The organism is Actinacidiphila glaucinigra, from assembly GCF_900188405.1.
GTDB lineage: Bacteria > Actinomycetota > Actinomycetes > Streptomycetales > Streptomycetaceae > Actinacidiphila > Actinacidiphila glaucinigra.
Genome location: NZ_FZOF01000004.1, coordinates 202,031 through 225,972, shown reverse-complemented (window position 1 = coordinate 225,972; position 23,942 = coordinate 202,031). Strand labels below are relative to the sequence as shown.

At 74.2% G+C, this 23,942-nt stretch carries 22 protein-coding genes; 10 read left to right on the top strand and 12 right to left on the bottom strand.

Features of this window, described 5'->3' with window-relative positions:
- The first annotated feature begins 45 nt into the window (after window positions 1-45).
- Window positions 46-996 carry an anti-sigma factor RsbA family regulatory protein gene (locus CHF15_RS10025; protein WP_245938757.1) on the top strand — a complete coding sequence of 317 codons (951 nt, stop codon included), beginning with the start codon at window positions 46-48 and terminating at the stop codon, window positions 994-996.
- 128 nt (window positions 997-1,124) lie between these two features.
- On the opposite strand, the gene CHF15_RS10020 is transcribed toward CHF15_RS10025, so the two are convergent.
- From CHF15_RS10020 to CHF15_RS10005, 4 genes are all read right to left on the bottom strand, one after another.
- Complete coding sequence (locus CHF15_RS10020) at window positions 1,125-1,259, bottom strand: CsbD family protein (RefSeq protein WP_245938779.1); 135 nt, start codon at window positions 1,257-1,259, stop codon at window positions 1,125-1,127.
- The gene (locus CHF15_RS10015) at window positions 1,213-2,094 is read right to left on the bottom strand and encodes a YhjD/YihY/BrkB family envelope integrity protein (protein ID WP_089223316.1); all 882 of its coding nucleotides are present in this window, start codon (window positions 2,092-2,094) and stop codon (window positions 1,213-1,215) included. Before CHF15_RS10015 ends, CHF15_RS10020 begins: the two co-directional genes overlap by 47 nt.
- Window positions 2,095-2,258: 164 nt before the next feature.
- Window positions 2,259-3,419 (bottom strand): iron-containing redox enzyme family protein, encoded by a 1,161-nt coding sequence (locus CHF15_RS10010; RefSeq protein ID WP_089223315.1) that lies wholly within the window; start codon window positions 3,417-3,419, stop codon window positions 2,259-2,261.
- 109 nt (window positions 3,420-3,528) lie between these two features.
- The gene (locus CHF15_RS10005) at window positions 3,529-3,990 is read right to left on the bottom strand and encodes an SRPBCC family protein (RefSeq protein WP_089223314.1); all 462 of its coding nucleotides are present in this window, start codon (window positions 3,988-3,990) and stop codon (window positions 3,529-3,531) included.
- A 149-nt stretch (window positions 3,991-4,139) separates the two neighbouring features.
- Here CHF15_RS10005 and CHF15_RS10000 point away from each other — a divergent pair, with 149 nt between their 5' ends.
- The 6 genes from CHF15_RS10000 to fxsA all read left to right on the top strand — a co-directional run bounded on the left by CHF15_RS10000 (window position 4,140) and on the right by fxsA (window position 12,488).
- A complete protein-coding gene (locus tag CHF15_RS10000; protein ID WP_089223313.1) occupies window positions 4,140-6,548 on the top strand; it encodes a SpoIIE family protein phosphatase in 2,409 nt (802 codons plus the stop codon).
- Between the two features lie 90 nt (window positions 6,549-6,638).
- The gene (locus CHF15_RS09995; RefSeq protein WP_018562423.1) at window positions 6,639-7,079 is read left to right on the top strand and encodes an Lrp/AsnC family transcriptional regulator; all 441 of its coding nucleotides are present in this window, start codon (window positions 6,639-6,641) and stop codon (window positions 7,077-7,079) included.
- 182 nt (window positions 7,080-7,261) lie between these two features.
- Window positions 7,262-8,812: an amidohydrolase gene (locus CHF15_RS09990; protein ID WP_245938778.1), complete on the top strand. Its 1,551-nt coding sequence runs from the start codon at window positions 7,262-7,264 to the stop codon at window positions 8,810-8,812.
- Window positions 8,813-9,344: 532 nt separating this feature from the next.
- Window positions 9,345-11,006, top strand: coding sequence for an apolipoprotein N-acyltransferase (gene lnt, locus CHF15_RS09985; RefSeq protein WP_089223310.1), 1,662 nt, complete (start codon window positions 9,345-9,347; stop codon window positions 11,004-11,006).
- Window positions 11,003-11,797 carry a polyprenol monophosphomannose synthase gene (locus tag CHF15_RS09980; protein WP_089223309.1) on the top strand — a complete coding sequence of 265 codons (795 nt, stop codon included), beginning with the start codon at window positions 11,003-11,005 and terminating at the stop codon, window positions 11,795-11,797. Before lnt ends, CHF15_RS09980 begins: the two co-directional genes overlap by 4 nt.
- A 43-nt stretch (window positions 11,798-11,840) precedes the next feature.
- On the top strand, window positions 11,841-12,488 hold the full coding sequence (gene fxsA / locus CHF15_RS09975; RefSeq protein ID WP_089223569.1) for an FxsA family membrane protein: 648 nt from the start codon (window positions 11,841-11,843) through the stop codon (window positions 12,486-12,488).
- 61 nt (window positions 12,489-12,549) lie between these two features.
- Here fxsA and CHF15_RS09970 read toward each other — a convergent pair whose 3' ends face one another.
- The 4 genes from CHF15_RS09970 to CHF15_RS09955 all read right to left on the bottom strand — a co-directional run bounded on the left by CHF15_RS09970 (window position 12,550) and on the right by CHF15_RS09955 (window position 17,235).
- A complete protein-coding gene (locus CHF15_RS09970) occupies window positions 12,550-12,924 on the bottom strand; it encodes an RNA polymerase-binding protein RbpA (RefSeq protein ID WP_089223308.1) in 375 nt (124 codons plus the stop codon).
- A gap of 256 nt (window positions 12,925-13,180) precedes the next feature.
- Entirely contained in the window at window positions 13,181-14,620 is a 1,440-nt protein-coding gene (locus CHF15_RS09965) for an MFS transporter (RefSeq protein ID WP_245938755.1), read from the bottom strand.
- A gap of 167 nt (window positions 14,621-14,787) precedes the next feature.
- Window positions 14,788-15,978: a hypothetical protein gene (locus CHF15_RS44805; protein WP_179279722.1), complete on the bottom strand. Its 1,191-nt coding sequence runs from the start codon at window positions 15,976-15,978 to the stop codon at window positions 14,788-14,790.
- 831 nt (window positions 15,979-16,809) lie between these two features.
- The gene (locus CHF15_RS09955) at window positions 16,810-17,235 is read right to left on the bottom strand and encodes a hypothetical protein (protein WP_143681546.1); all 426 of its coding nucleotides are present in this window, start codon (window positions 17,233-17,235) and stop codon (window positions 16,810-16,812) included.
- A 55-nt stretch (window positions 17,236-17,290) separates the two neighbouring features.
- Between CHF15_RS09955 and CHF15_RS09950 the strand changes: the two genes are divergently transcribed.
- On the top strand, window positions 17,291-17,998 hold the full coding sequence (locus CHF15_RS09950) for a class F sortase (protein ID WP_089223305.1): 708 nt from the start codon (window positions 17,291-17,293) through the stop codon (window positions 17,996-17,998).
- A 30-nt stretch (window positions 17,999-18,028) separates the two neighbouring features.
- Here the strand turns inward: CHF15_RS09950 and CHF15_RS09945 are convergent, their stop codons facing one another.
- Together CHF15_RS09945 and yczE are read right to left on the bottom strand one after the other, a co-directional pair.
- Window positions 18,029-18,817 carry a glycerophosphodiester phosphodiesterase gene (locus CHF15_RS09945; protein ID WP_089223304.1) on the bottom strand — a complete coding sequence of 263 codons (789 nt, stop codon included), beginning with the start codon at window positions 18,815-18,817 and terminating at the stop codon, window positions 18,029-18,031.
- Window positions 18,814-19,494, bottom strand: coding sequence for a membrane protein YczE (gene yczE, locus CHF15_RS09940; RefSeq protein WP_245938754.1), 681 nt, complete (start codon window positions 19,492-19,494; stop codon window positions 18,814-18,816). The genes CHF15_RS09945 and yczE overlap by 4 nt, the downstream gene beginning before the upstream one ends.
- A gap of 97 nt (window positions 19,495-19,591) precedes the next feature.
- Here yczE and yczR point away from each other — a divergent pair, with 97 nt between their 5' ends.
- Window positions 19,592-21,082, top strand: a complete 1,491-nt coding sequence (gene yczR, locus CHF15_RS09935) for a MocR-like transcription factor YczR (RefSeq protein WP_089223302.1) — start codon at window positions 19,592-19,594, stop codon at window positions 21,080-21,082.
- A gap of 74 nt (window positions 21,083-21,156) precedes the next feature.
- On the opposite strand, the gene CHF15_RS09930 is transcribed toward yczR, so the two are convergent.
- Both CHF15_RS09930 and CHF15_RS09925 read right to left on the bottom strand, forming a co-directional pair.
- Window positions 21,157-21,543, bottom strand: a complete 387-nt coding sequence (locus CHF15_RS09930) for a hypothetical protein (protein WP_089223301.1) — start codon at window positions 21,541-21,543, stop codon at window positions 21,157-21,159.
- Window positions 21,544-21,867: 324 nt separating this feature from the next.
- Entirely contained in the window at window positions 21,868-23,172 is a 1,305-nt protein-coding gene (locus tag CHF15_RS09925; RefSeq protein ID WP_089223300.1) for a M28 family metallopeptidase, read from the bottom strand.
- Between the two features lie 167 nt (window positions 23,173-23,339).
- Between CHF15_RS09925 and CHF15_RS09920 the strand changes: the two genes are divergently transcribed.
- The gene (locus CHF15_RS09920; RefSeq protein ID WP_089223299.1) at window positions 23,340-23,717 is read left to right on the top strand and encodes an RNA-binding S4 domain-containing protein; all 378 of its coding nucleotides are present in this window, start codon (window positions 23,340-23,342) and stop codon (window positions 23,715-23,717) included.
- The last annotated feature ends 225 nt before the right edge of the window (window positions 23,718-23,942 follow it).

Here is a 23,942-nt window from a genome sequence, read left to right as displayed (position 1 = left end):
CGGGAACCGGTTGGTAAGGTCGGCCCGGGGGTGGGAGGTGGCGACGTGCTGAGTGAGGTCGGCGAGGTCGGCGAGGTCTCCGACGCCGGGCCGTTCGCGCACCCCGCGCTGTTCTACCGGGACGCGGGGGAGTACACCGCCGGCACGGTGCCTTTTCTGCTGGAGGGGATGGACGCCGGGGAACCGGTCGCCGTCGCGGTGCCCCCGCCCCGTCTCGCCGAGCTGCGCGCCGCGTTGGGCCCGCGCGGCGCCGAAGTGCAGTGGGTCGACATGGAGCGGGCCGGGCGCAATCCCGGCCGCATCATCCCCGGCGTGCTGCGGGCCTTCGCCGACGCCCGCCCGGCGGGCCGGGTGCGCATCATCGGGGAGCCCGTCTGGCCCGGACGGACCGCCCTCGAGTACCCGGCGTGCGCCCAGCACGAAGCACTGATCAACATGGCGTTCGCGGGGCGCCCCGTCACGATCCTGTGCCCCTACGACGCCGCCCGGCTGGACGCCGCGGTGCTGGCGGAGGCCCGCGCCACCCATCCCGTGGTGCTCGACGGTGGCCGCGAGCACCGCAGCGCGCACTATGCCCCGCGCCGGGTGATCGCCGCACACAACCGGCTGCCGCAACGCCCCTCCGGCGCGCTCGCCTTCGGATTCGCGGAGCCGCAACTCGCCGAGGCCCGGCACACGGCGACGGCCGAGGCACACCGCCTCGGGCTGGACGGCGACCGGCTCGCCGAGTTCTCCCTCGCCGTCGCCGAACTGATCACGAACAGCGTGCTGCACGGCGGCGGTTCGGGCGCCGTCCACGTCTGGGCGGAGGACGGCCACGTGGTGTGCGAGGTGCACGACCGCGGACGGCTGACCGACCCGCTCGCCGGACGGCACCCGGCGTCCCGGGACCGGCCCCACGGCAGGGGCCTGCTGATGGTCAACCGCATCGCCGACCTGGTGCGCCAGCGCGCCACCGGCGACGGCACGACCATCCGCTTCTACCTGCGCTTCTGACGGCCGCGACCGACGGGCGCCTACAAAGACCGGCCGGCCCCACCACCGCACGCCCGTGGGACCGGCGGGCGCACTGCGCCCCGACGGTCCCACGGGCAACCCACAAACGGTGTGCGGACGGGCCGGCGTCAGTGGTCGAGGGTGTCCTTGCCCTTCTCCACTACTTGCTTGGCATCGCCCTTGACCTGGTCGGCCTTGCCCTTCAGCCGCAAGCTCTCATCGCCGGTCAGCTTGCCCGTGGCCTCCTCGGCTTTGCCCTTCATCTTCTGGCCGGTGTTCTTGACCTTCTTCTCGGCACCCATGGGGTTCTCCTTCCGGGGGTCGGTCGGCGCTCCCCTCCGCCTGCCCGTAAGGTCCCTGATGAAACCATTTGCTGGGATTCTGTAGATGGCGGCCCAGCAGGGCGCCCCCGAACACCACGAAGCCCACCCCGATCAGCCAGCACTGCACGATCAGCACCGTGCCGACGGCCCCGTACGAGACGGCGTTGGTCACGATCAGCGGGGAGAACACGAACGAGGAGAAGACCCGCAGCCCGATGAGGCCCGCCATCGTCGCGATCGCCCCGGGCACCAGCGCCGCCCACGGCACCTGCCCGGCCAGCAGGAAGTACTGCCCCCACCAGAAGAAGAGGAAGCCCAGCACGACGCCCGTGCCGCCGCGGAGCACCGTGTCCGGCCACCCCCCGCCCAGCACCGCGCCGCTCTGCGCCTCCGCGAACAGGTACGCCGTCAGCGCCGCCAGCCACACCGCCCGCCGCCACACGTGGTGCCACGGGGTGGGTGGCACCTGCCAGATCCGGGTGTACCCGACCTCGACGCACGCCGCGAAGGAGAGCCCGAACAGCGCCAGCGCCAGCAGGCTCAGACCGCTCGTACTGCTGATCACCTTGCGCGGGGCGGCGAACAGCTCCTTCACGGCCTGCGCGGGTTCGGCCGACAGCCCCATGCCGTCCACGACCCACTGCGCGAAGCCGTAACCGTGGAAGGGCACCGCCGCGGCGACCACGATCAGCAGCGGGACCAGCGTCACCAGGCCGAGCGCCGCGAACCCCATGGAGCGCTGCAGCAGCTCCAGTTCGCCGCCCTCGTGCCACATGCGGCCCGCCCGTGAGGCCCGCCAGGACCGGTACGGATGCCGGAGCCACCGGGCCGCCCCACCTGCCATCGCGGCGGCCTCAGCGCAGGGTGGCGCCGGCCGCCGCGCGGCGTGCCGTCCCCACGGTCCCCAGGGGTGCTGAGCGCATCGCTCGACCTCCTTGCTCAGGCCTGCTCGGCGGGCGGGACGCCGCTGCGACGCGCTGCCCGAGCCTCCTGAGGTGCACTTTCCCCGTACGATCCGGACGAACCGGACGGCAGGGAGAGCCCCGGCACCGCGCGCAGCGAGGTGCGCCCGGCGCGCCACGCGCCCAGCAGGTGCTCCTCCAGACGGCCGTCCAGCAGTGCCGTGGCGCGGATCCCCAGGACGACGTCGGCGGTGAGGCCCGGTTCGCGGGTCAGCAGGTCCCCGATGACGTCCCGGCGCATCACCTGCTCGTGGACCGCGTCGGCCTCGATGTGCTCGTCGTAGAAGTGCCGGCAGGCGGCACCGCCGCCGAGCCGGTCGATGGCCTGCACCGTACGGCGGGCCGACGGCGCGGTGGTGATCTCGGCGGCGGCGAAGTGCCCCACGAGGGCCCCGCGCAGTTCCCGGTGCAGACCCAGCCAGGACATCAGGTTCACGGTGGCGAGGGTGACGGCCGGCACGGCGTCCACATAGTGGCCGTACGAGGAGTCCAGCCCGGCGTCCCGCAGCAGATCGGCGTAGAGCCGCGCGTGGACGCGCTCCCCGCGCCCGCTCCCGAACTCGTCGTACTCGACGGCCACGAGCGCGGCCTTCGCCTGGCCGGTGAGCCTCGGGATGACCCATGCCTGGGGGTCGGCCTCCTTCAGCTGGTAGACCGACCGGTGCACGAAGTACTCCCGCAGCTGCTCCCAGGTCGCTTCGTCACGGAGGAAGTGCGACACGCCGCGGCCGTCGCGGGGTTCGCTCAGCAGCCCCTCCAGTTCCTGCTCCAGTTCCCGCTCCAGGGCCACGCGGCCCTCGGCGCCGCCCGGCGTGGCCGGCAGGCCGGCGCGGATCGCCGCCCCGAAGGCGCGCTCCATGCCGCCGCGCAGCGCCAGCAGGCCCGGATCCCACTCCCAGCCGGGGTGAACCCCGGCGAAGCCCCGGTAGTGGAGCTCGTAGCAGACGTGCAGGGCGAGCTGCAGGTCCTCGCCGAACGGATCGGCGTCCTCGACCGCGCCGGCGGGCGGCGACAGGGCGGTTCCCGGCGGGCCCCCGGTCAGGGCCCCGAGCACGACCCGGGAGAGGGGGCCGCGCGCCGCGGGCGGCGCGGGCTCGGCGGTCAGGGGATCGGCCGACAGGTCGCGGACGGCGTCCATCGGATCCTCCGTCGGTCGGGTGTGGTGACGCCCTCGGCGCAGGGGCGTCCCCGGTGCGGGCAGGCCGCCCACCGCCGCGGCCCGGAACCGGCGGCGGCCCGGGCGGGGGTCATCCGCCCGGGGCGACGCGACCGCGCCAGGCGCCCGTCTCGCTGCCCCGCTCCTCGATGAAGTGCTTGAACCGCCGCAGGTCGCCCCGCGCCCGCCGGTCGACGACGCCGAGCGCGTCGGCCGCCTTCTCCGCGAGCCCGGAGGTCTCCAGTTCCATGGCGAGGTTGACCCGGGTGTGCGAGGCGTCCAGTTCGAGGAAGGTCACGACTCCGCGCTGCCGAACGTCCCCGGTGACGGTGCGCCACGCGACCCGTTCGTCCGGCAGCTGGTCGACGATCTCCGTGTCGAATTCCCGGCGGGCACCGGCGACGTTCGTCACCCAGTGGTTGTGCCGGTCGTCGACCTGGGTCACCTGTTCCACGCCCTCCATGAAGTTCGGGAACTCCTCGAACTGCGTCCACTGGTTGTACGCGGTGTGCAGGGGGACGCCGACGTCGACGGATTCGCTGATCGTGCCCATGGGTGCTCTCCTTCCGAGGAATCTTCGCTGGGTCGGCTTCCCGGTGCGGATGTGCCTAATCGTCCCGATACGGTGCGGGCCCGCCCCGCCTCCGCAGGGCTCACCCGGCGCAGGGGTCCCCCGAGGGGTGATTGTGCGATGCTCGCAGAGTGAGCCACGACGGCGTCGGTTCCGCGTCCGGTGGCCGGCCTGACCAGCGGTCCGCGGCCGACCAGCTGGCCCGTACCGTCGCCCGGCTCCGCGCCGAACTCGACGAGGAGCGGCTCGCCGCACCCGCCCGGTCCGCGGCCGAACGGGCCAGGGGCGTGCTGATGGGGCGGCTCGGGCTGGGCCCCGGCGCCGCCCAGGAGGAACTGGATCGGCGTGCGAACCGGGCCGGGCGCACCGTGCTGGAGGAGGCGTGGGCGCTCCTCGGCGACATCCACACCCCCCGCGCCCCGCTCACCCCGCCGCCGCAGCGGCCGGAACCGGCCGCCGACGCCGGCGTCCCCCCGCCCGCGCCCGGCGGCGGACCGCCCTCCGTCTTCACCTCGTCCAGGTACACCTCCCGGAACCATCCCCCGCCGCCGCGCCCGCGGGGGATCGACGGCGTCCGCACCGCCGCGGGCACCTCGGAGGAACTGACCTGGCTGCTCGTCGGGCAACTCGGGGAGACCGCGGACGTCGACGCCGTCCTGCTCTACACCAGCGCACCGGCGGGCGGCCTCGACCTCGTCGCCCATTCGGGCGTCGACGCCGGCACCGCGTCCGCCTGGGGACACGTACCGCCGCTGGCGGAGCTGGCACCCGTGGAGGCGGTCCGCCTGGGCCGCCCGGTGTGGCTCCGCGGCCTCGACAAGGACGGCGCCGACCGCGCCCTCCTCGGCGACCGCCCCGGCACGTGGGCCTCCCGGGCCTGGCTGCCGCTGCGCCGCGGCGAGGACGTCGTGGGCGTGGCCGGATTCCTCCGCGAACGCCCCGACGACTTCGACGCCGCCGACCGCGCCGTGCTGACGGCCGCCGCGCGGGCCTGCGCCACGTGCCTGTCACCCGTCCCCGCCGCGACCTGGCCGGCGACCGTCCAGGCCGTCCTCGACACCCTGTACGAGGCCGCCGTCCTCCTCATCCCCGTGCGGGGCGCGGAGGGCGAGGTGACCGACTTCCGCATCGAGGCGGCCGCCCCCGCCTCGGTGGACGTGGCCGGGCGCACGGGGCGCGAACTGGTCGGGCGGCGCGTCCTGGAGTGCTACCCGACGGTGGCCGGCACCCCGCTCTGGCACGGGTACCTGGAGACCCTGGCGACCGGCGAACCGTTCGAGAGCGACCTCTTCGAATACCACGAGGTGGCCGCGGGCATACCGCGGACCTCCACCTACTCCGTGGCCGTGGCGCGCCTGGGCGGTGCCCTCGTCGTCTCCTGGCTGCGGCACGACACGGCCGACCGCGAGGTCGAACGGCTGCGCCGGCTCCAGAACCTGGGCAACCTCGGCTGGGCCGACTGGGACCTGGTCGCGGACGACCTGAGCTGGTCGCCGCAGGTGTACGCGGTCTTCGACCGGGACCCGGCACTCGGGCCGATGCCGCTCGACGAGCTGCCGCAGCACCTCTTCCCCGAGGACGTGCCGGCCGTCGGCGCCGCGGTGCACGCGCTGCTCGAACGGGGCGAACCGGTCGACGCGCCCTTCCGTATCCGCACCGGCCACGGCACCCGCCACCTGCGGATGGTCGCCGAGGCCGTCACCGACGCCGAGGGCACGCCCGTGGTGGTGCACGGCTTCTTCCAGGACCTGACCGACCTGCGCCACGGCGAGATCGCCCTCGACGAGGCCCACCGCGCGTTCAGCACGCAGCAGCGGACGCTGAACGCCGAGCACATCCTGGCGCGGCGGCTGCAGCGCGCGCTGCTGCCCGTCCCCGAGGAACCCTTCCGGCTGGGCGGCGTCAGCTGCGACGTCTCGTACCTGCCGGCCGAGAGCACGATCCAGATCGGCGGCGACTGGTTCACCGCCGTCGCGCTCCCCGACGGCTCCGTGATGCTCGCGGTCGGCGACGTCGCCGGCCACGGCGTCGAGGCCGTGGCCACGATGGCCGGGCTCCGCTACGGCGCCGAGGCGATGGCCCTGAGCGGCACGCCCCCGCACCGCCTGCTGGAACGCCTCAACCAGGTGCTCATGAACACCGGTTCCGCCACCGCCACCATGGTCCTCGCCCAGTACCGGCCCGCCGAGGGCGTCCTCACCTGGGCGCAGGCCGGGCACCTCCCCGTGCTCCACCTGCACGGCGGACGCGCGACGTACCTGGAACGCCCGCAGGGCCGCATCCTCGGCGCCGGCCGCGACAGCGTCTACGGGCTGTGCGAGACGCCGCTGCCCCCCGGGGACCGGCTCCTCCTCTTCACCGACGGTCTGATCGAGCGCCGCGGCCAGGACCTCGACACCGGCCTCGCCGGCCTCGCCCGCGTCGCGGAGCGCGTCGCCACCGAGGACGGCACGAGGGTCGCCGCCGCCCTCACGCACGCCCTCGGCCCCGCCAACCCGCGGGACGACACCTGCCTCCTCTGCGTCCGCATCTGCCCCTGACCCCCGAGGTCCGGCGCCGGACCGCTGCCGGACCGCCGCCGGGGCGGCCGGATACCGCCGACGACCGCGGACCCTGTAGGTTCTTGCGCTGTGGAGGAGCTGGACCGGCAGATCGTGGAACTTCTCGTGGCCGACGGGCGCATGAGCTACACCGACCTGGGCAAGGCCACCGGCCTGTCCACGTCCGCGGTGCACCAGCGCGTCCGGCGCCTGGAGCAGCGCGGGGTGATCCGCGGGTACGCGGCGATCGTGGACCCGGAGTCGGTCGGGCTGTCGCTGACGGCGTTCATCTCGGTGAAGCCCTTCGACCCGAGCGCCCCCGACGACATCGCCGACCGGCTCGCCGAGGTCCCCGAGATCGAGGCGTGCCACAGCGTCGCGGGCGAGGAGAACTACATCCTCAAGGTCCGGGTGGCGACCCCGATCGAGCTGGAGCACCTGCTCGCGAGGATCCGCACGCTGGCCGGGGTCTCCACCCGCACCACGGTCGTCCTCTCCACGCCGTACGAGGCGCGACCACCACGCGTCTGAGGGGCCCCACGGCCCCCCGACCCACCGCACCATCCCGTCCCCCGCCCCCACCGGGGCCCGGGCGGGCCCACCATCACATCGCGAGGCGAAACCCAGTGCCGCACACCACGAACGAGCCGACCACCACCGTGCTGCTGCGCGGCGGCAACGTCTACAGCCCCGCCGACCCCTTCGCGACGGCCATGGTCGTCGACGGCGGCACGGTCGCCTGGGTCGGCTCCGAGGGCGCCGCGGATTCCTACGCGGCGGGCGCGGACGAGGTGATCGACCTGGACGGGGCGCTGGTCACCCCCGCCTTCACCGACGCGCATGTGCACACCACCGCCACCGGCCTGGCGCTGACCGGCCTCGACCTGGCCCCGTCCCGGGACCTGGCCGACGCGCTCGCCCGGGTCGCCGCCTTCGCGCACGCCAACCCCGCCCACCGCGTGCTGCTCGGCCACGGCTGGGACGAGAGCCGCTGGCCGGGGCAGCGCCCGCCGACCCGCGCGGAGCTGGACGCGGCGACCGGCGGCCGCCCGCTGTACCTGACGCGCGCCGACGTCCACTCGGCCGTCGTCACCAGCGCCCTGCTGGCGCTGGTCCCCGGAGTCGAGGCCATGGCCGGCCACCACCCCGACGGGCCCCTCACCCGCGACGCCCACCACGCGGTCCGGCGCGCCGCCTACGCCGCCGTCACGCCCGAGCAGCGCGCCGCGGCCCAGCGTGCCGCGCTCGCCCACGCCGCCTCGCTCGGCATCGGCGCCGTCCACGAGTGCGCGGGCCCGGACATTTCCTCCGAGGACGACCTCACCGCGCTGCTGCGGCTCGCCGCCGCCGAGCCCGGGCCGCACGTGTCCGGCTACTGGGCCGAGGCCGTGACCGGCGCCGAGGACCTCGAGCGGATCCGCGACCTGGGCGCCGTCGGCGCCGGCGGCGACCTCTTCGTGGACGGCTCCATCGGCTCCCGTACGGCCTGCCTGCACGCCCCGTACACCGACGCGCCCGCCGTCGGCGGCACCGCCTACCTGGACGCGGCCGCGATCGCCGAACACGTGGCGCTGTGCACCGAGGCCGGGGTGCAGGCGGGGTTCCACGCGATCGGCGACGCCGCAGTGGCGGCCGTCGCGCAGGGGGTGCGCGAGGCCGCCCGCCGCGTGGGGCTTGACCGGGTGCGCGCGCTGCGGCACCGCGTGGAGCACGCCGAGATGATGACCGGGGAGACCGTCGCCGCCTTCGCCGAGCTGGGTCTGGTCGCCTCCGTGCAGCCCGCCTTCGACGCCGCCTGGGGCGGCGAGGACGGCATGTACGCCCAGCGTCTGGGCGCCGAGCGGGCCCGCACCCTCAACCCGTTCGCCGCGATGACCCGGGCCGGTGTGCCCCTCGCCCTCGGCTCCGACAGTCCCGTCACGCCGCTCGACCCCTGGGGCACGCTGCGCGCCGCCGCGTTCCACCGGACCCTGGAGCACCGCATCTCCGTCCGCGGCGCGTTCAACGCCCACACCCGTGGCGGCTGGCGTGCCGTGGGCCGCGACGACGCGGGCGTCCTCGTGCCCGGCGCACCCGCGGACTATGTGGTGTGGCAGGCCGGTGACCTCGTGGTCCAGGCCCCCGACGAGCGGGTCGCCAACTGGTCGACCGACCCGCGCTCCGGCACCCCCGGCCTGCCCGACCTCACCCCCGGGCTCCCGCTGCCGACGGCGCTGCGCACCGTGGTCGGCGGCCGTACGGTCTTCGCACGGCCGAACGAGTGACGGGTCAACGGACGATGCCCCCGAACGGTTCTCCGTCGGGATGGCGTGGAACTTTCCCCGGCCTTGCGTTGACCTGCTGATTTGGTCAATCCACGCAGGTCAAGCCGCTGTTGACAGGCGGCGGTCGGGGGCGAGTAGGTTCGGCCGGGTCCACCACCGGACGTCCGACCGGATCTCCGTGCGCCGACGGCCGCAGCTGGGCCACCGGGCGTCGCGCCGTACGGCGCGCGCCACCGGAGCCAGGTCCAGCGCTCGCGGCACGGAACGCGGTCCGCCTCACCGAGAGGCTCCGCCCGGTCGGCAGGTGTGACCCGGGAGGGGCCCGGACGCCCAGTAGACAACGGCCTTGTCGCCGATCCGCAGCCAGCGGGTCCCAGGTCGGCCCGAAGGGCGTTCCGGGCCCCGAGCAGATCACGCCCCTCCCGCGCCGCGCGCCCGCGCGGGAGGCTTTGCCCGCCCGGGGTCCGCGGACAGGGCCGTTGGAGGTACGGTCACTCTCACACAGTGACCACCTGCAGGAAGGCCGCGAACCTTGCGACCGCGCTCCGACGCCGCACCGGCCCCCGCCGCGCCGCCGGCGACGTCCGTAGAACCGCCGCCGCCGCCGTCCGCCCCGGCACCCGGACGCACGGCCCGCATGGCGCACGCCCTGCGGGCGAACGCGCGGCGGTCGGCGCTCGCCGCGCTGTGCGGCCTGGCCCTGGCGGCCGCGTTCCCGCCGTACGGGGTGTGGCCGTTGTCGGTCGTGGCCGTGGCGGGTCTCGCGCTGCTCACCCGGGGCCGCACCGCCCGTCAGGGCGCGTGGCTGGGCTTCGCCTTCGGACTGCCGTTCTTCGTGTGGCTCCTGATGTGGCTGCGGGTGATCGGCTGGGACGCGGTCGTGGGCCTGTCCGTCATCGAGGCCGCCTTCGTCGCCGTGCTGGGCGCGGGCCTGGCGGTCACCGCACGGCTGCGTGCCTGGCCGCTGTGGGGCGCCTGCCTGTGGGTGGCGGAGGAACTCGCCAGGGACCGGCTGCCGTTCGGCGGCTTCCCCTGGGGCCGGCTGGCCTTCGCGAACACCAGCACCCCCTTCACCCCGCTCGCCGCGCTCGGCGGCGCCCCGCTGGTGACCTTCGCCGTCGCGCTGTGCGGCTCGCTGCTGGCCGCGGCCGCGGTCGCCGTGTGGCGGCTGCGCAAGGGCCCGGTCGTCTTCGGCCCGCGGCGCTTCGTGCCCGCCGCGACGGCGGCGGTGCTGGCCGTCGCCGCCTTCGCCGCGGGATACGCGGTGCCGGTGCCCACCGCGGCGGACGACACCGTCAGGGTGGCCATTGTGCAGGGCAACGTCCAGCAGCCGGGCATGCACTTCCTCGGCCGGCCGCTGAAGATCCTCAACAACCACGTTGAGGCGACCCTGAAGCTCGCCGAGGACGTCAAGGCGGGCCGCGCGCCCAAGCCCGATCTGGTGATCTGGCCCGAGAACTCCTCCGACATGGACCCGTTCTCCGAGCCCCAGGCCTACGCCCTGATCACCGAGGCGGTCCGGGCCGTCGGCGTCCCCGTCCTCGTCGGCGCCCTGGTCGACGGCCCGGACGCGGACCACGTCCAGAACGAGGGCATCGTCTGGGACCCGGAGAGCGGCCCCGGCGACCACTACACCAAGCAGCACCCGGTGCCCTTCGGCGAGTACGTGCCCTTCCGCGAGCAGCTCACCAAGGTCATCAAGCGGCTCGACCAGGTCCCGCGCGACTTCTACCCCGGCAAGGGCAGCGGTGTCCTGCAGATCGGTCCGGCGAGGCTCGGCGACGTCATCTGCTTCGAGGTGGCGTACGACGGGATCGTCCACGACACCGTCACCGCGGGCGCCCGCGCCCTGGTCATCCAGACCAACAACGCCACCTACGGCCGCACCGGCCAGCCCGAGCAGCAGCTGGCGATGTCGCGGCTGCGCGCCGTCGAGCACGGCCGCGCCGTGGTGACGGCGGCGACCAGCGGGATCACGGCCGTGGTCGCTCCCGACGGGCGGATCGAGCAGCAGACCGAGGAGTTCACGCAGGCCGTGCTCAGCGCCCAGCTGCCCCTCCGCGACGATCTGACCGTCGCCGACCGCGTCGGCTCCGCTCCCGAATGGACCCTCGCTATGGTGGGCCTCCTGTCCTGGGCCGCGGCGATCGTGCTGGGCAGGCGAGGACGTACCGAGACGGAGGAGCAGCAGTGAGCGATGGCGGTGGGGTCACCCGTGGCGCAGCCCAGGGGAGGGCTTTCGGGCCGCTCGGCTCGGTTCTCGTGATCATCCCGACGTACAACGAGGCCGACAACGTCAAGCCGATCGTCGCGCGGGTCCGCGCGGCCGTGCCCGAGGCGCACGTCCTCGTCGCCGACGACAACAGCCCCGACGGCACCGGCAAGCTCGCCGACGAACTGGCCGCCGCCGACGACCACGTCCACGTGCTGCACCGCAGGGGCAAGGAGGGGCTGGGCGCCGCCTACCTGGCGGGCTTCCGCTGGGGCATCGAGCACGAGTACGGCGTGCTCGTGGAGATGGACGCCGACGGCTCGCACCAGCCCGAGGAGCTGCCGCGGCTGCTGACCGCGCTCAAGGGCGCCGACGTGGTGCTGGGCTCCCGGTGGATCCCCGGCGGGCGGGTGGTCAACTGGCCGAAGTCCCGGGAGTTCCTGTCGCGCGGCGGCAGCACCTACTCGCGGCTGCTGCTCGACGTGCCGCTGCGCGACGTCACCGGGGGCTACCGGGCGTTCCGCAAGGAGACGCTGCTGGGCCTGGGGATGGACGAGGTGGCCTCCCAGGGCTACTGCTTCCAGGTCGACCTCGCCTGGCGCGCGGTGAAGTCCGGCTTCCACGTCGTCGAGGTCCCGATCACCTTCGTGGAGCGGGAACGCGGCGACAGCAAGATGAGCCGGGAGATCGTCGCCGAGGCGCTGTGGCGGGTCACCGCCTGGGGCGTCGGCTCCCGTGTGAGGCGGCTGACGTCCGGACGGCGCCGCGGCTGACCGGCCCTCCGGACTCCGACGGGGAACAGGCACAATGGTGCGTATGACGATCAGTTCCCCGCCGCCGGCCGGTCCGCGGCAACCGGGCGGCGACGCGCGTCCGCGACGGCGCTCTCGCGCCGGCCGGTGGATACCTCTGGGTGTGGCCGCCTACGCGCTGCTGGAGATCTGGCTCCTCATCCTCGTGGCCGGGGCCGCGGGCGGACTCACCGTCCTCCTGCTGCTCGTGGCGGGCTTCGTCGGCGGGGCGCTGGCCGTACGGCACGCCGGGCGCAGCGCCTGGCGGGCGCTGAACGAGGCCATGCGCTCCGGCGGACCCGAGCGGGACGAACGGGACCGCGGGAAGCCGGACGCGTCCGGGGCCGGGAACGGCGGCGGCGCGGCGCCGATCATGATCGGCGGCCTGTTGCTGATGGTGCCCGGATTGATCTCGGACGTGGCGGGGCTGCTCTTCCTCTTCCCGCCGACCCGCTCCCTGCTGACGCGGGCCGGCACGCGTGCCCTGGACCGCCGGGCCGCCGCGGCACGCGAGCGGGACCCGGGCTCGGGCTCGCTGGGCGATCTCTTCGCCCAGGCGCGTGCCGCCGAGGAGCAGATGCGCATCCACCGTCCCGACGGCAAGGTCATCCAGGGCGAGGTCGTCGACCGCGCCCCCGAGCAGGACGACGAAAACCCCGGGCCGCGGCACTGAAGCCACGCTCGCCCGGGGCGCACGTCTGCCGGGCCCGCCCCTCACGGGCCCATTCCTTCTGTCAGGCGGTCTTGCGGTGGTCCCGCGGATGCACCGCGATGTTCATGGCGCCGGAGCGCAGGACGGCCAGCCGTTCGGCCAGCACCTCCTCCAGCTCCTCGAGCGTGCGCCGCTCCATGAGCATGTCCCAGTGCGTACGCGCGGGCTTGCTCGTCTTCTCTTCCGGGCCCTCTCCGTCGACCAGGAGCGCGATCTGGCCGCAGGCGCGGCACTCCCACTCCGGCGGAATCTCGGCCTCCACCGAGAACGGCATCTCGAATCGATGTCCGTTCCGGCATGCGTACTCAACGGTCTGGCGCGGTGCCAGATCGATGCCGCGGTCGGTCTCGTAGCTCGTCGCCCCGAGTCGCGTGCCGCGGAGAGCTCGCTCACTCATGAATCGTGCCTCCCGGGCTGTGTCGCCCACAGGACAGGTGTCGCTGTCGTCGTCATCCGGTCAACGTCCGGTCGGCGGTGAAGATTCCCGTTGCCGGGAGGTGCGTCGCCCGTCGTGCCGCCCCTTTTTGTACCCATCGACGCCCGTTTTGTCACATCTAGCGAGAGATATCACCCTGCGTTCTGGTATCTTTAGCGCGCAGTAACGGTCCGTCCGACGGCCAACGGCGTACACTACCGCGCCGCACCCATCCGTACTAAATCGTCTCGGGGACCGGATTGCCCGCGGCCGCCACGGCCCGCCGCATCGGCACCCTCGCCAGCAGCACGAACCCGATGACGAAGAACGCCACCAGGGACACGATCGCGTCCCGGTAGCTCCCGGTCAGCTGGTACGTCAGACCGAACAGCAGTGGGCCCAGCCAGCTGGTGCCCCGGTCGCTGATCTCGTACACCGAGTAGTACTCGGCCTCCTTGCCCCGCGGGATGAGGTGCGAGAAGAGCGAGCGCGACAGCGCCTGGCTGCCGCCCAGGACCATCCCGATGGCCGCCGCCAGACAGTAGAACGCCACCGGGTCGCCGGCCGGCAGGAAGAAGCCGGCCCCGATGGTCAGCGTCCACGCCACCAGCGAGCCCAGCACGGTCCGGCGCGCGCCGTACCGTGCCGCGAGCCGGCCCAGCAGCAGGGCGCCGAAGACGGCCAGCACCTGCACCAGGAGGATCGCGCCGATCAGGGCCGTCTCGTCCAGCTCCAGCTCCTCGGAGCCGTAGAGCGAGGCCTGCGAGATCACGGTCTGGATGCCGTCGTTGTAGACGAGATAGGCCAGCAGGAACGCCAGGGTGAGCGGGTGGCGGCGCATGTCCCGCAAGGTCGCGGCGAGTTGACGCCAGCCCTGGCGCAGTGACCCCGCGCCCTTGACGGCCTTTCCGCCGGGCCGCCCGCCCGGCGCGGTGTCGCGCAGCCGCAGCAGCGGGATGAGCGTGAAGACCGCCCACCACAGGCCCGCCGAGGCCAGGCAGATCCGCACCGCCATGCCCTTGGAGAGGCCGACCGCGTCGTGCCCGAGGAACAGCGCCAGATTGGCGACGAGCATCAACGCCCCGGCCGCGTAACCGAACGCCCAGCCCCGCGAGGAGACCGCGTCCCGCTCGTGCGGTTCGGCGATCTCCGGCAGGAAGGCGTTGTAGAGGACCATGGCCGACGCGAACGCCACGTTGGCCACGATCAGGAGTCCGCCGCCGAGGAGGTAGCGGTCCCCGGTCACGAAGAACATCGCCGTCGTCGCCGCGGCGCCGATGTACGCGAACGTCCCGAGCAGCGCCTTCTTGCGGCCCGTCCGGTCGGCGACCGCCCCGGCGAGCGGCATCACCAGCACCGACAGCAGCACGGAGGCGGAGACCACGTACGCGAAGTACGCACCGGCGCGGACCGGTATCCCGAGCGGGTGGACGTAGCCGTCCGGGCCCGCGGCCGCCTCCGCGATGTCGGTGAGGTACGGCCCAAGGAAGACCGTGATCACACTGGTGGAGAAGACCGAGTTGGCCCAGTCGTAGAAGTACCAGCCGCGCTGTGCGCGCCGCCGCTCGTGCGCCGGGGCGGCGGTACCGTCGTGCACCGCCGTGTCCTGCGCCTCGCCCGTGGTCACCCGTGGTTCCTGCCGATCCGTGTCGCGCGCCGTGCCGATGTGATCGGTCATGATGCCATCCACGGCCGGGGCGGGGGAGGGGGATCATCCGCCGGATTCCCGCGTTCATCCGGCGGACGCCTCCCGTCCGCCCGACCAGGGCACGGGACTGCCCCCGGGCGCCGCGCGGGCGGCCCGGGGGCAGTGCGGTCAGCCTGTGTCGCGGAGTTCCACGACGATCAGGCGCGACCGCCGTTCACGCGCCGACGGCGCAGCATGTAGACACCGCCACCGGCACCGGCGAGCAGGAGCGAGGCACCGAGCAGGGTCTCCGGGGTGTTCATGCCGATGGAACCGCCGAAGCCGGTGTCGGGGCCGCCGCCGTTGCCGCCGCCGCCACCACCGCCCCCGCCGTTGCCGCCGCCACCACCGCCGCCGTTGCCGCCACCGCCGTTGCCGCCGCCGCCGTTGCCGCCGCCGCCGTGGCCGCCCTTGCAGCCCTTGTTGCCGCGGCCGCCCCCGCCGTTGTCGTCGCCGCCGCGGCCGCCGCCGTTGCCGCCCCACGAGTCGTCCATGTTGCGGCCGTCGTCGGACCCGCCGCCGAAGCTCTGCGCGGTCAGGTCGTTGCCGTTGTTGTCGTCCCCTCCGTTGTTGTCGCTGTCGTTGTTGTTGCCGCCGTTCTCCCCGCCGTTGTCGCCACCGTTGTCGCCGCCACTGCCGCCGTTGTCACCGCCGCCGTTGCCGCCGCCACCACCGTTGCCGCCGCCACCACCGTTGCCGCCACGGCCGCCGTTGTCACCGCCGCCGTTGCCGCCGCCGCCGTAACCGCCGCCGCCGCCACCACCGCCGTGGCCGGAGTCGTCGTCGCCGCCCCACCACGACTCGCACCGGTCGTCGCCGCCGTAGTCGTGGCCGCGCCCGTAACCGCCGCCGCCGCCGTGGCCGCCGCCGCCGTGGCCGCCGCCGTAACCGCCGCCGCCGCCGTGGCCGCCGCCGTAACCGCTCTTTCCTCCGTGTTCGCCGCCGCGACCCTCGCCGTCACGGCCGCCCTCGCCGTCGCGGCCGCTGCTGCCGCTGCTGCCGCTGCTGCCGTCGACGCTGACGGTCACGGTCGAAGTGACCTGGCCGTCGGTGCCGTCCGGCTCGTTGCAGGTCAGCTGGACCTGGTAGGTGCCCTCGGGCGTGGCCTTGTCCACAAGGAGCCGGAGGCTGGTGGTCGTGGCAGAGCCCACCGGCTCCACCTTCGCGATGGTGGTCACGTAGGTCGGCGCCGTGACGCAGCCGCCGAGCGTGAAGGTGACGATTTCGCCCGGGGCCACACGGCCGTTGTTGGAGACGGAGACGATCGGGTCCGCGACCGCCACACTTGCCGGCAGGACGACGGCCGTGACCGTCATCGCCGCCGCTGCGAGAATGCGTGAACCACGCATGGGGGGAACCTCCTTGCGGACGGGGCAGGCGGGATCGGAGATCACCGCGACACGTACTGCGACCGCGTCCTTGAGATCCATGGCACGAGGGCGGGGATCTTCACGCACCTCGGAATCGGCACAGGCCGTCCCCCGGACGGGGCATCGAAATTCCGGCCGGAACAGCGTTGTCGCAGGTGGGAGCCATACCCCAGGCCGCGTCAGAAAAATGTGAAGAGCTCGTCAAACGGGTGACCCGAAAATGTCCCGAGGTCGCGTGGACGGACGTCCCATCAGTCGACGGCACATCAGGCAACGGGACGTCAAATGTGTGGCGGAAGGCGCTGGAAGCACGACCGTCTGCCGAGCCGCCCCTACGGGGCGATCGAGGCAGAGATCACCCCGGTCCAACGGCACCTCGTCAGCGTGGATCTCACGGCCATTCACTGCAGCGGCCTCAGTGCGATGTTCAGGCGCACCGACGCCGGCCGGCCGTGCGTACGGCAACCCGGCGCAGCGGGAGGCCCCGGCGGTCGCGGTTCGGGCGCGCGGGGGTACACGACGACCGTGGGCGCGGCCAGCGCGTGCGGACCTCCGGGGCGCAGGGCGCACGGGGTGCTGAGGGCCCATCAGGACACGGTCGGCATCATCGGCCCTGCTCCCGGCGGTGCAGCGCCGGTTGCCCCCGCTGCCGCAGCGACGCCACCCGATCGAGTGGGGCGCACATTGCCCGGTTCACGCTGATCCATCCGCGTTTGACGCATACTTCGGTTTAACATCATTTATGACGTACTGTCACTCATGACTGACCGGTCGGAGCCGAAGGACTGTGATGCTGCGAAATTCCGGGGATCACACCACCCCCGTGCCCTGGTACGGGCAGCCCGACGCCTGGTACGGGCAGCCCGACCCCTGGTTCGGCCAGCCGTTCGTGCCCGAGCCCACCGCCGACGCGCCAGGCGCGCCCGGCCGGCCGGACCGCACGCCGCAGCCCCCGGCCCGGGACCGGCCCGCGGGCCCGGCCACCGCGCGGGCGGGGCAGCCGCCCAGGAAGAAGAAGCGGAAGCCGAAGGGCGAACCGGCCGCGCCGGCACCGGGCGCGGAAAAGGGCACGGCGACGAGCACGGCGAAGGGAGCGGCGAAGCCGCCGGCACCGGCGGGCGGGAAGCCCCCGGTTCCGGCCGGCGGAAAACCGCCCGCCCCGGCGGGCGCGAAGCCCCCGGCGCCGACTCCCGCGAAACCGCCGGTCTCCGCCCCCGCGAAACCGCCGGTCTCCACCTCCGCGAAGCCCCCGGCCCGGTCGGGGCCGGGGGCGCCGACCCGACGCCGGCCGATGCGCCGTCCCGGCCGTCCGGGCAGTGGCTCCGCCGCGCGCCCCGGGGGCGGACGTCCCCGGCAGCTGAAGCTCACCCGGCGTGGCCGCGGCGCGGTCGGGGTGCTCGTGTGCTCGGTCCTCGTCGCCGGAGTGGTGCTGACCTTCCAGGGCTTCACCGGCATGGACGGCCCGCCCCAGCCCTCCGCCGCCTCCGCGGCCCTCTCCGACGCGGCCGCGATCAAGGCGCCGCCGCCGCTCCCCCCGGCACAGCCGACGCGCATCCGCATCCCCGGCGTGAGCATCGACGCGCCGATCATGAACGTGGGCCTGGACAGCCGCGGCGTGATCGCGGCGCCGCCGCTCGAGAAGGCGGGGGAGGCGGCCTGGTTCAAGGACTCGGTCAGCCCGGGGGCCCGGGGCTCCTCCGTCATCGTGGGGCACGTCGACAACGAGAGCGGCCCCGCGGTCTTCTACAGCCTCGGGGCGCTGAAGAAGGGCTCGACCATCGACGTCGTCCGCGACGACGGCACCACGGCGATCTTCACCATCTACGGCATCGAGGTGTTCACCAAGGCCGAGTTCCCCGCGAAGCGCATCTACGGCGACACCAAGGACCCCGAGCTGCGCGTCATCACCTGTGGCGGCACCTACACCAAGGACTCGGGCTACTCGGGCAACGTCGTGGTCTTCGCCCGCATGTCCAAGACGAAGCAGGCCAAGGTCTGACGGGCGCCGGCGGCCGGTCGGTACCGGCCGTCAGGCCCAGACCCCGCGTTCGGTGAACACCGTGCGCAGGGCCTCGAGCCGGTCGGTCATGATCCCGTCCACGCCGAGGTCGAGCAGGGCGTGCATCCGGGCCTCGTCGTTGATCGTCCACACGTGCACCTGCATGCCCAGCCGGTGCGCCGCCGCGATGAACGCGGGGTCGACGACCCGGATGCCGTACGCCCGCTCGGGCACCTGGACGCACACCGCGCCGCGCCGCCGCGCCGCGGCCAGGAGCAGCCGTTCGGCGGCACGGCCGCCGCGGGAGAGCAGCCGCAGGTCCGCCACGCCCCTGGTGCCCAGGGAACTGGCCAGCCGCGATCCGCCGAGTGCCCGGGCCCGGACCAGCCGGGCCTCGGAGAACGAGCCCACGCACACCCGGTCCCACGCACCGGCCCGGCGCACCGCCTCCACCAGCGGCTCGACCGCGGCGTCCGACTTGGTGTCCACGTTCCAGCGGGCCTCCGGGAACTCCTCCAGCAGTTCCTCGAACAGCGGCACCGGCTCGCGCCCGGCCACACGGGCCCGGCCCACCTCGCTCCACGGCAGGTCGGCGATCCGCCCGCCGGCGTCGGTGACCCGGTCCAGGGACGCGTCGTGGAAGGCCACCAGTACGCCGTCCGAGGTCAGGTGGACGTCGGTCTCCAGGTAGCGGTAGCCGAGGTCGACGGCCCGCCGGAAGGCCCAGGCGGTGTTCTCCAGGCCGTCCGCGGTGCCGCCGCGGTGGGCGAAGGCGATCGGGGCGGGGCTGTCCAGGTACGGATGGCGTATGTCGCTCACTCCGGCAGTATGGCGCGCCCCTCCGCGGAGTCCGCCACCGGCTGCCCCCCGCGGGCCACGACCACGGAGTCGTCCTCCGGCCCGGACCGCGGCAGCTCGAACAGGCGCAGGAAGAACTGGGCCAGCGGCCCGATCGAGACCGCGTAGACGACCGTGCCCACGCCGACGCTGCCGCCGAGCGCGAAGCCGACCGCCAGCACGGCGACCTCGATCGCCGTGCGCACCAGGCGGATGGAGCGGCCCGTGCGGCGGTGCAGGCCCGTCATCAGGCCGTCGCGGGGGCCCGGACCGTACCGGGCGGTGATGTAGAGGCCGGTCGCCACGCCGTTGAGCAGCACACCCGCCACCAGCAGCGGGATCCGCACGCCGAGACCGTGCGGCTGGGGCAGCAGGGCGAGCGTCGCGTCCATCGACAGGCCGACGACGAAGACGTTGGAGACGGTGCCGAGGCCCGGCCGCTGGCGCATCGGCCACCACAGCAGCAGGACGAGCGCGCCCACCGCCACCGAGACCAGGCCGATGCTGACCCCGGTGTGCCGTGAGATGCCCTGGTGGAGGACGTCCCACGGGTCGAGGCCCAGCGCGGCGCGCACCTGAAGGGCCGCGCTCGCCCCGTAGAGGGCCAGTCCCGCGTACAGGTGCAACAGGCGGCGTGCTGTTCTGGATTGGCCCTCCACGAGCCCCCCTCTGGCCGTGACGACGGGATGCGGGACACTATGTGGCATGGTCCTGGGAGAAATCCATGGCCAATGTGCGGAAGGTGGACCGGAAACCATGTCGCAGTGGACCGCAACGGTAGGGGTCACTCATCTCGCGCGCCTGCTCGAGCCCCGTCCGGCGCAGCGCGCCGCCGGCCGCCGCGTCCCCGCCTACCGGGGGCTCGCCGACGGCATCCGGGTCCTGGTGCTGGAGGGGCGCGTGCCGGTGGCCGCGCGGCTTCCCGCGGAACGCGAGCTGGCGCTGGCCCTCGCCGTCAGCCGCACCACCGTCGCCGCCGCCTACGAGGCGCTGCGCGCCGAGGGCTTCGCCCGGTCGAGGCGGGGCGCCGGCACGTGGACCGCCGTCCCGGACGGCCACGCCCTGCCCACCCGCGGTCTGGAGCCGCTGCCCCCGGACGCCGCCGGCACCGTCATCGATCTCGGCTGCGCGGCACTGCCCGCGCCCGAGCCGTGGCTGACCCGCGCGGTCCAGGGCGCCCTGGCCGACCTGCCGTCCTACTCGGCCACCCACGGCGACTTCCCCGCCGGGCTGCCCGTGCTGCGCGAGGCCATCGCGGCGCGCTACACCGCGCGCGGCATCCCCACCCTCCCCGAGCAGATCATGGTGACCACCGGCGCCATGGGGGCCATCGCGGCCGCCGTGCGGCGGCTCGGCACCCCCGGCGAGCGGGTGGCCGTCGAGTCGCCGAGCTACGCCAACGTCCTGGAGCTGCTGCGGGAGAACGGCGCCCGGCTCGTCCCCGTCGCCATGCGCGAGGGCCTCGGCGGCTGGGACCTCGACGCCTGGAAGCGCGTCCTGCGCGACGCGGCGCCCCGCATGGCCTACGTCATGCCCGACTTCCACAACCCCACCGGCACCCTCGTCCCGGACGACCAGCGCCGGGCCCTCGTCGAGGCCGCCCGCGCCGCCGGGACCGTGCTCGTCGCCGACGAGACCATGGCCGAGCTGCCCCTCGACGGGTCCGCGTCCGCGCCGCGACCGATGGCCGCATTCGACCGCGGCGGCAGCGTCATCACCGTCGGCTCCGCGAGCAAGGCGATCTGGGCCGGGCTGCGCATCGGCTGGGTCCGCGCCGCGCCCGACGTCGTACGCCGTCTCGTCAGCGCCCGTGCCTACCTCGACCTCGGCTCGCCCGTCGTCGACCAGCTCGCCGTGGCCTGGCTGCTGCGCACCGGGGCGTGGGACGACGCGGTCGCCGCCCGCCGGGAACGGGCCCGCGCCCACCGCGACGACCTGGTCGCGGCGCTGCGCGAGCGGCTGCCCGACTGGGAGTTCGCCGTCCCTGCCGGCGGCATGACGATGTGGGTGCGGACCGGCGACGTCTCCGGTTCACGCCTCGCCGTCGCAGGCGAGCGCCTCGGCGTCCGCGTCCCCTCCGGTCCGCGGTTCGGCGTCGACGGCGCGTTCGAGGGCTACATCCGGCTGCCCTTCACCGTCGGCGGTCCCGTCGCGCGGGACGCCGTCGAGCGCCTGGCGGCCGCCGCGCAGACCGTCCGCGACGGCGGCGGCTCCGAGGGCGAGGGCGCGGGGCTCTTCGTGGCCTGAACCGGCGGCGCCCGGGACAGGGCCCGGGACGGCCCGCCAGGCGGGCCGCCCCGGGCGCGGGGACGCCGGCGGGCTCAGCGGCCGTCGGGCAGCTCCGTGAGGCGGAGCCGGAGCTCGACCTCCTGGTCGCCGGAGACCGATCCCTGCTCCTCGAGGCGGAAGGAGTCGCCGAGCACCTTCTTGACCTCGCGCACGTGACGGGGCCCGCCGGAGAGGTCCGCGATCAGGGCGCCGTCGAGGTGGACGGGGCCGAGTTCGTGCCCGTGGCTGCGGGTGTCGACGGAGGCGGCCCACACGGTCGGGTGCGAGGACCCGGGACGGGGCTCCACGGCCTCGGTGAGCGACTCGCCGGGACGGGTCGGGAAAGCGGCCTCCAAGGCGCCGAGCACGGCTCCGGCGTCCTGCCGTTCGCAGCCGGTGAGGAGGACGTCGACGTGGGAATTGCTGTGGTGACTGCTCATCAGCGGTGCTCCTCTCGCGGGGCCCGGCACGGTGCGTTCGCCACCGCAAGTCGCGCCCCTCTTCAGCGTAGGACGGCGACCGTCCACCCGCAGCGGGCGCCCCGGCCCGGCCGAGCCGGGGCGCCGGTCGCTCGTGTGCCTGCCCACGACCGGGGGGCCGTCACGCGGGGTGTGCCACGGTGGGCGGCCGCGACGCGGGGGAGGAGTGCCGCCGCGGGTGAGCGGTCGACCGCGACGGTTTCGCGCGTGTGCAACAGGCGGCGCTTGCAAAAATCCCGGCGACGGCCTCCGCGCGAGAGCGGGGGCCGTCACCGGATCCGCCGGTCAGAACGTCAGTTTCCAGCTGTTGATGTAGCCCGTGTCCTGGGAGGCCACGTCCTGCACGCGCAGCCGCCACGTGCCGTTGGCGACCTCGCCGGAGGCGTTGACCGTGTACGTCGTGATGACGTTGTCCGCGGAGTCGCTGCCGCTGGAGTTCTTCAGCCGGTAGCTGCTCCCGTCCGGGGCGACCAGGTCCACGACGAGGTCGCCGCGCCAGGTGTGCCGGATGTCCACCCCGACCGCGAGGGCCGCGGGGGCGTTGCCGCTGATCCCGCTGACGGTGATCGAGGACGTCACGGCCGCGCCGTTGTCGGGGACGCTGACGTCCGCGGTGTTCTCGAAGACCGTGCCGGGCGGGGGAGCGGTGGCCGTGCCCAGGGTCCAGATCGCGTTGGCGATCGCGTCGCTGTTGTTGTCGAGCGCGGTGTCGTTGATGTTCGACGTCGTGTCGCAGGACGAGTGGTAGCAGCGGTCGAAGGCCTGTCCGGCCGTGCCGCCCCACTTCTGCGCCTGCGCCGAGGTCTTGGTGTAGTCCGCGCCGGAGAACAGCCCGCCGACCGGGATGCCCGCGCTCTTGAAGGGCGCGTGGTCGGAGCGGCCGTCGCCCTCGGTCTCGATCTCGGTCGCGATGCCCTTGGCGGCGTACCAGTCCTTGAAGACCTTCTCGAGGGCGGCGTTGTCGTCGTAGACGAAGTAGCCCGGGTTCGGCGAGCCGATCATGTCGAAGTTCAGGTAGCCGTCGATCTTGGCGCGGTCGGTGGAGGCCAGGCCGTTGACGTACGCACGGGAGCCGACCATGCCGAGTTCCTCGGCGCCCCACCAGCCGAACCGCAGGTGCTTCGTGGGCTGCAGGTTCTCGCGCGCGACGGCCAGGGCGGTCTCCAGGACCGCGGCGGAGCCGGAGCCGTTGTCGTTGATGCCGGGCCCCGCGGTGACGGAGTCGAGGTGGGCGCCCGCCATGATCACGTGGTTGGCGTCGCCGCCGGGCCAGTCGGCGACGAGGTTCCAGCCGGTGGCGCCGCCGGAGGTGAACTGCTGGAGCGCGGTGGTGTAGCCGGCCGCGTCCAGCTTGGCCTTGACGTAGTCGATCGAGGCCCGGTAGCCGGCTCTGCCGTGGGCCCGGTTGCCGCCGTTGGCGGTGGCGATCGACTGCAGCTGGCTCAGGTGCGCCTTGACGTTCGCCACCGGGATGTCGGGGGCGGCGGCGAGGGCGGTGGGCCGCGCGGAGGCGGGTGTCGCGGAGGCGGTGAGCAGGGCCGCCGCGAGCGCGGTGGCGGCCCCGGCCGCGACGATCTTGAATGCGGGCACAGGTCACTCCGGTGTGTGGGGGATGGAGTTGCGCGGGACTGTGCGGGCGGTACGGCGGCATCTTTGACGTGTGCATGCCTGGGCGCATCCTGTGGCTCGCGGGGCCTTCCGTCAAGAGCGCATACCGGACGCCGCGTTCCGGGAACCGGGCGCGCTAGGGTCGTGACATGGCTGACGACGAGGGCCCGGTGCGGGTCGACGCCTGGATCTGGTCCGTCCGGCTCACGAAGACGCGCTCCATGGCCGCCACCGCGTGCCGCGCCGGGCACGTGCGGGTCAACGGCGAGCGCGTCAAGCCCGCGCACGCGGTGCGCCCCGGTGACGAGGTACGGCTGCGCGGCGTGGGGCACGAGCGGATCGTCGTCGTCACGCGTCTGGTGCGGAAGCGGGTCGGCGCCCCCGTCGCGGCGGAGTGCTTCGTCGACAACAGTCCGCCGCCGCCCACCCCGGAGGCGGTGCCGGCGCCGGTCGTCCGCGACCGCGGCGCGGGCCGGCCGACCAAGCGCGAGCGGCGCGACATGGAACGGCTGCGCGGCACGCGCTGAGGCGGGACCGGTCGCTCAGCCGGAGGCGGTGGCCGGGAGACCGGGCGCGGCCGGCCGCGGCCGTGCCTCGTGCCGGCCGTTGCGGCCAGTGGCGCCTTGCGGGAACGCTGTTCACGGGCAGCGGTGCCTGTGAGGTTGCCTGCCGGGGCCGGGGCCGGGGCCGGGGCCGGGGCCGGGGCCGGTGCAGGTGCAGGTGCAGGTCGGTCAGTCGGTGGTGTCTGCGGG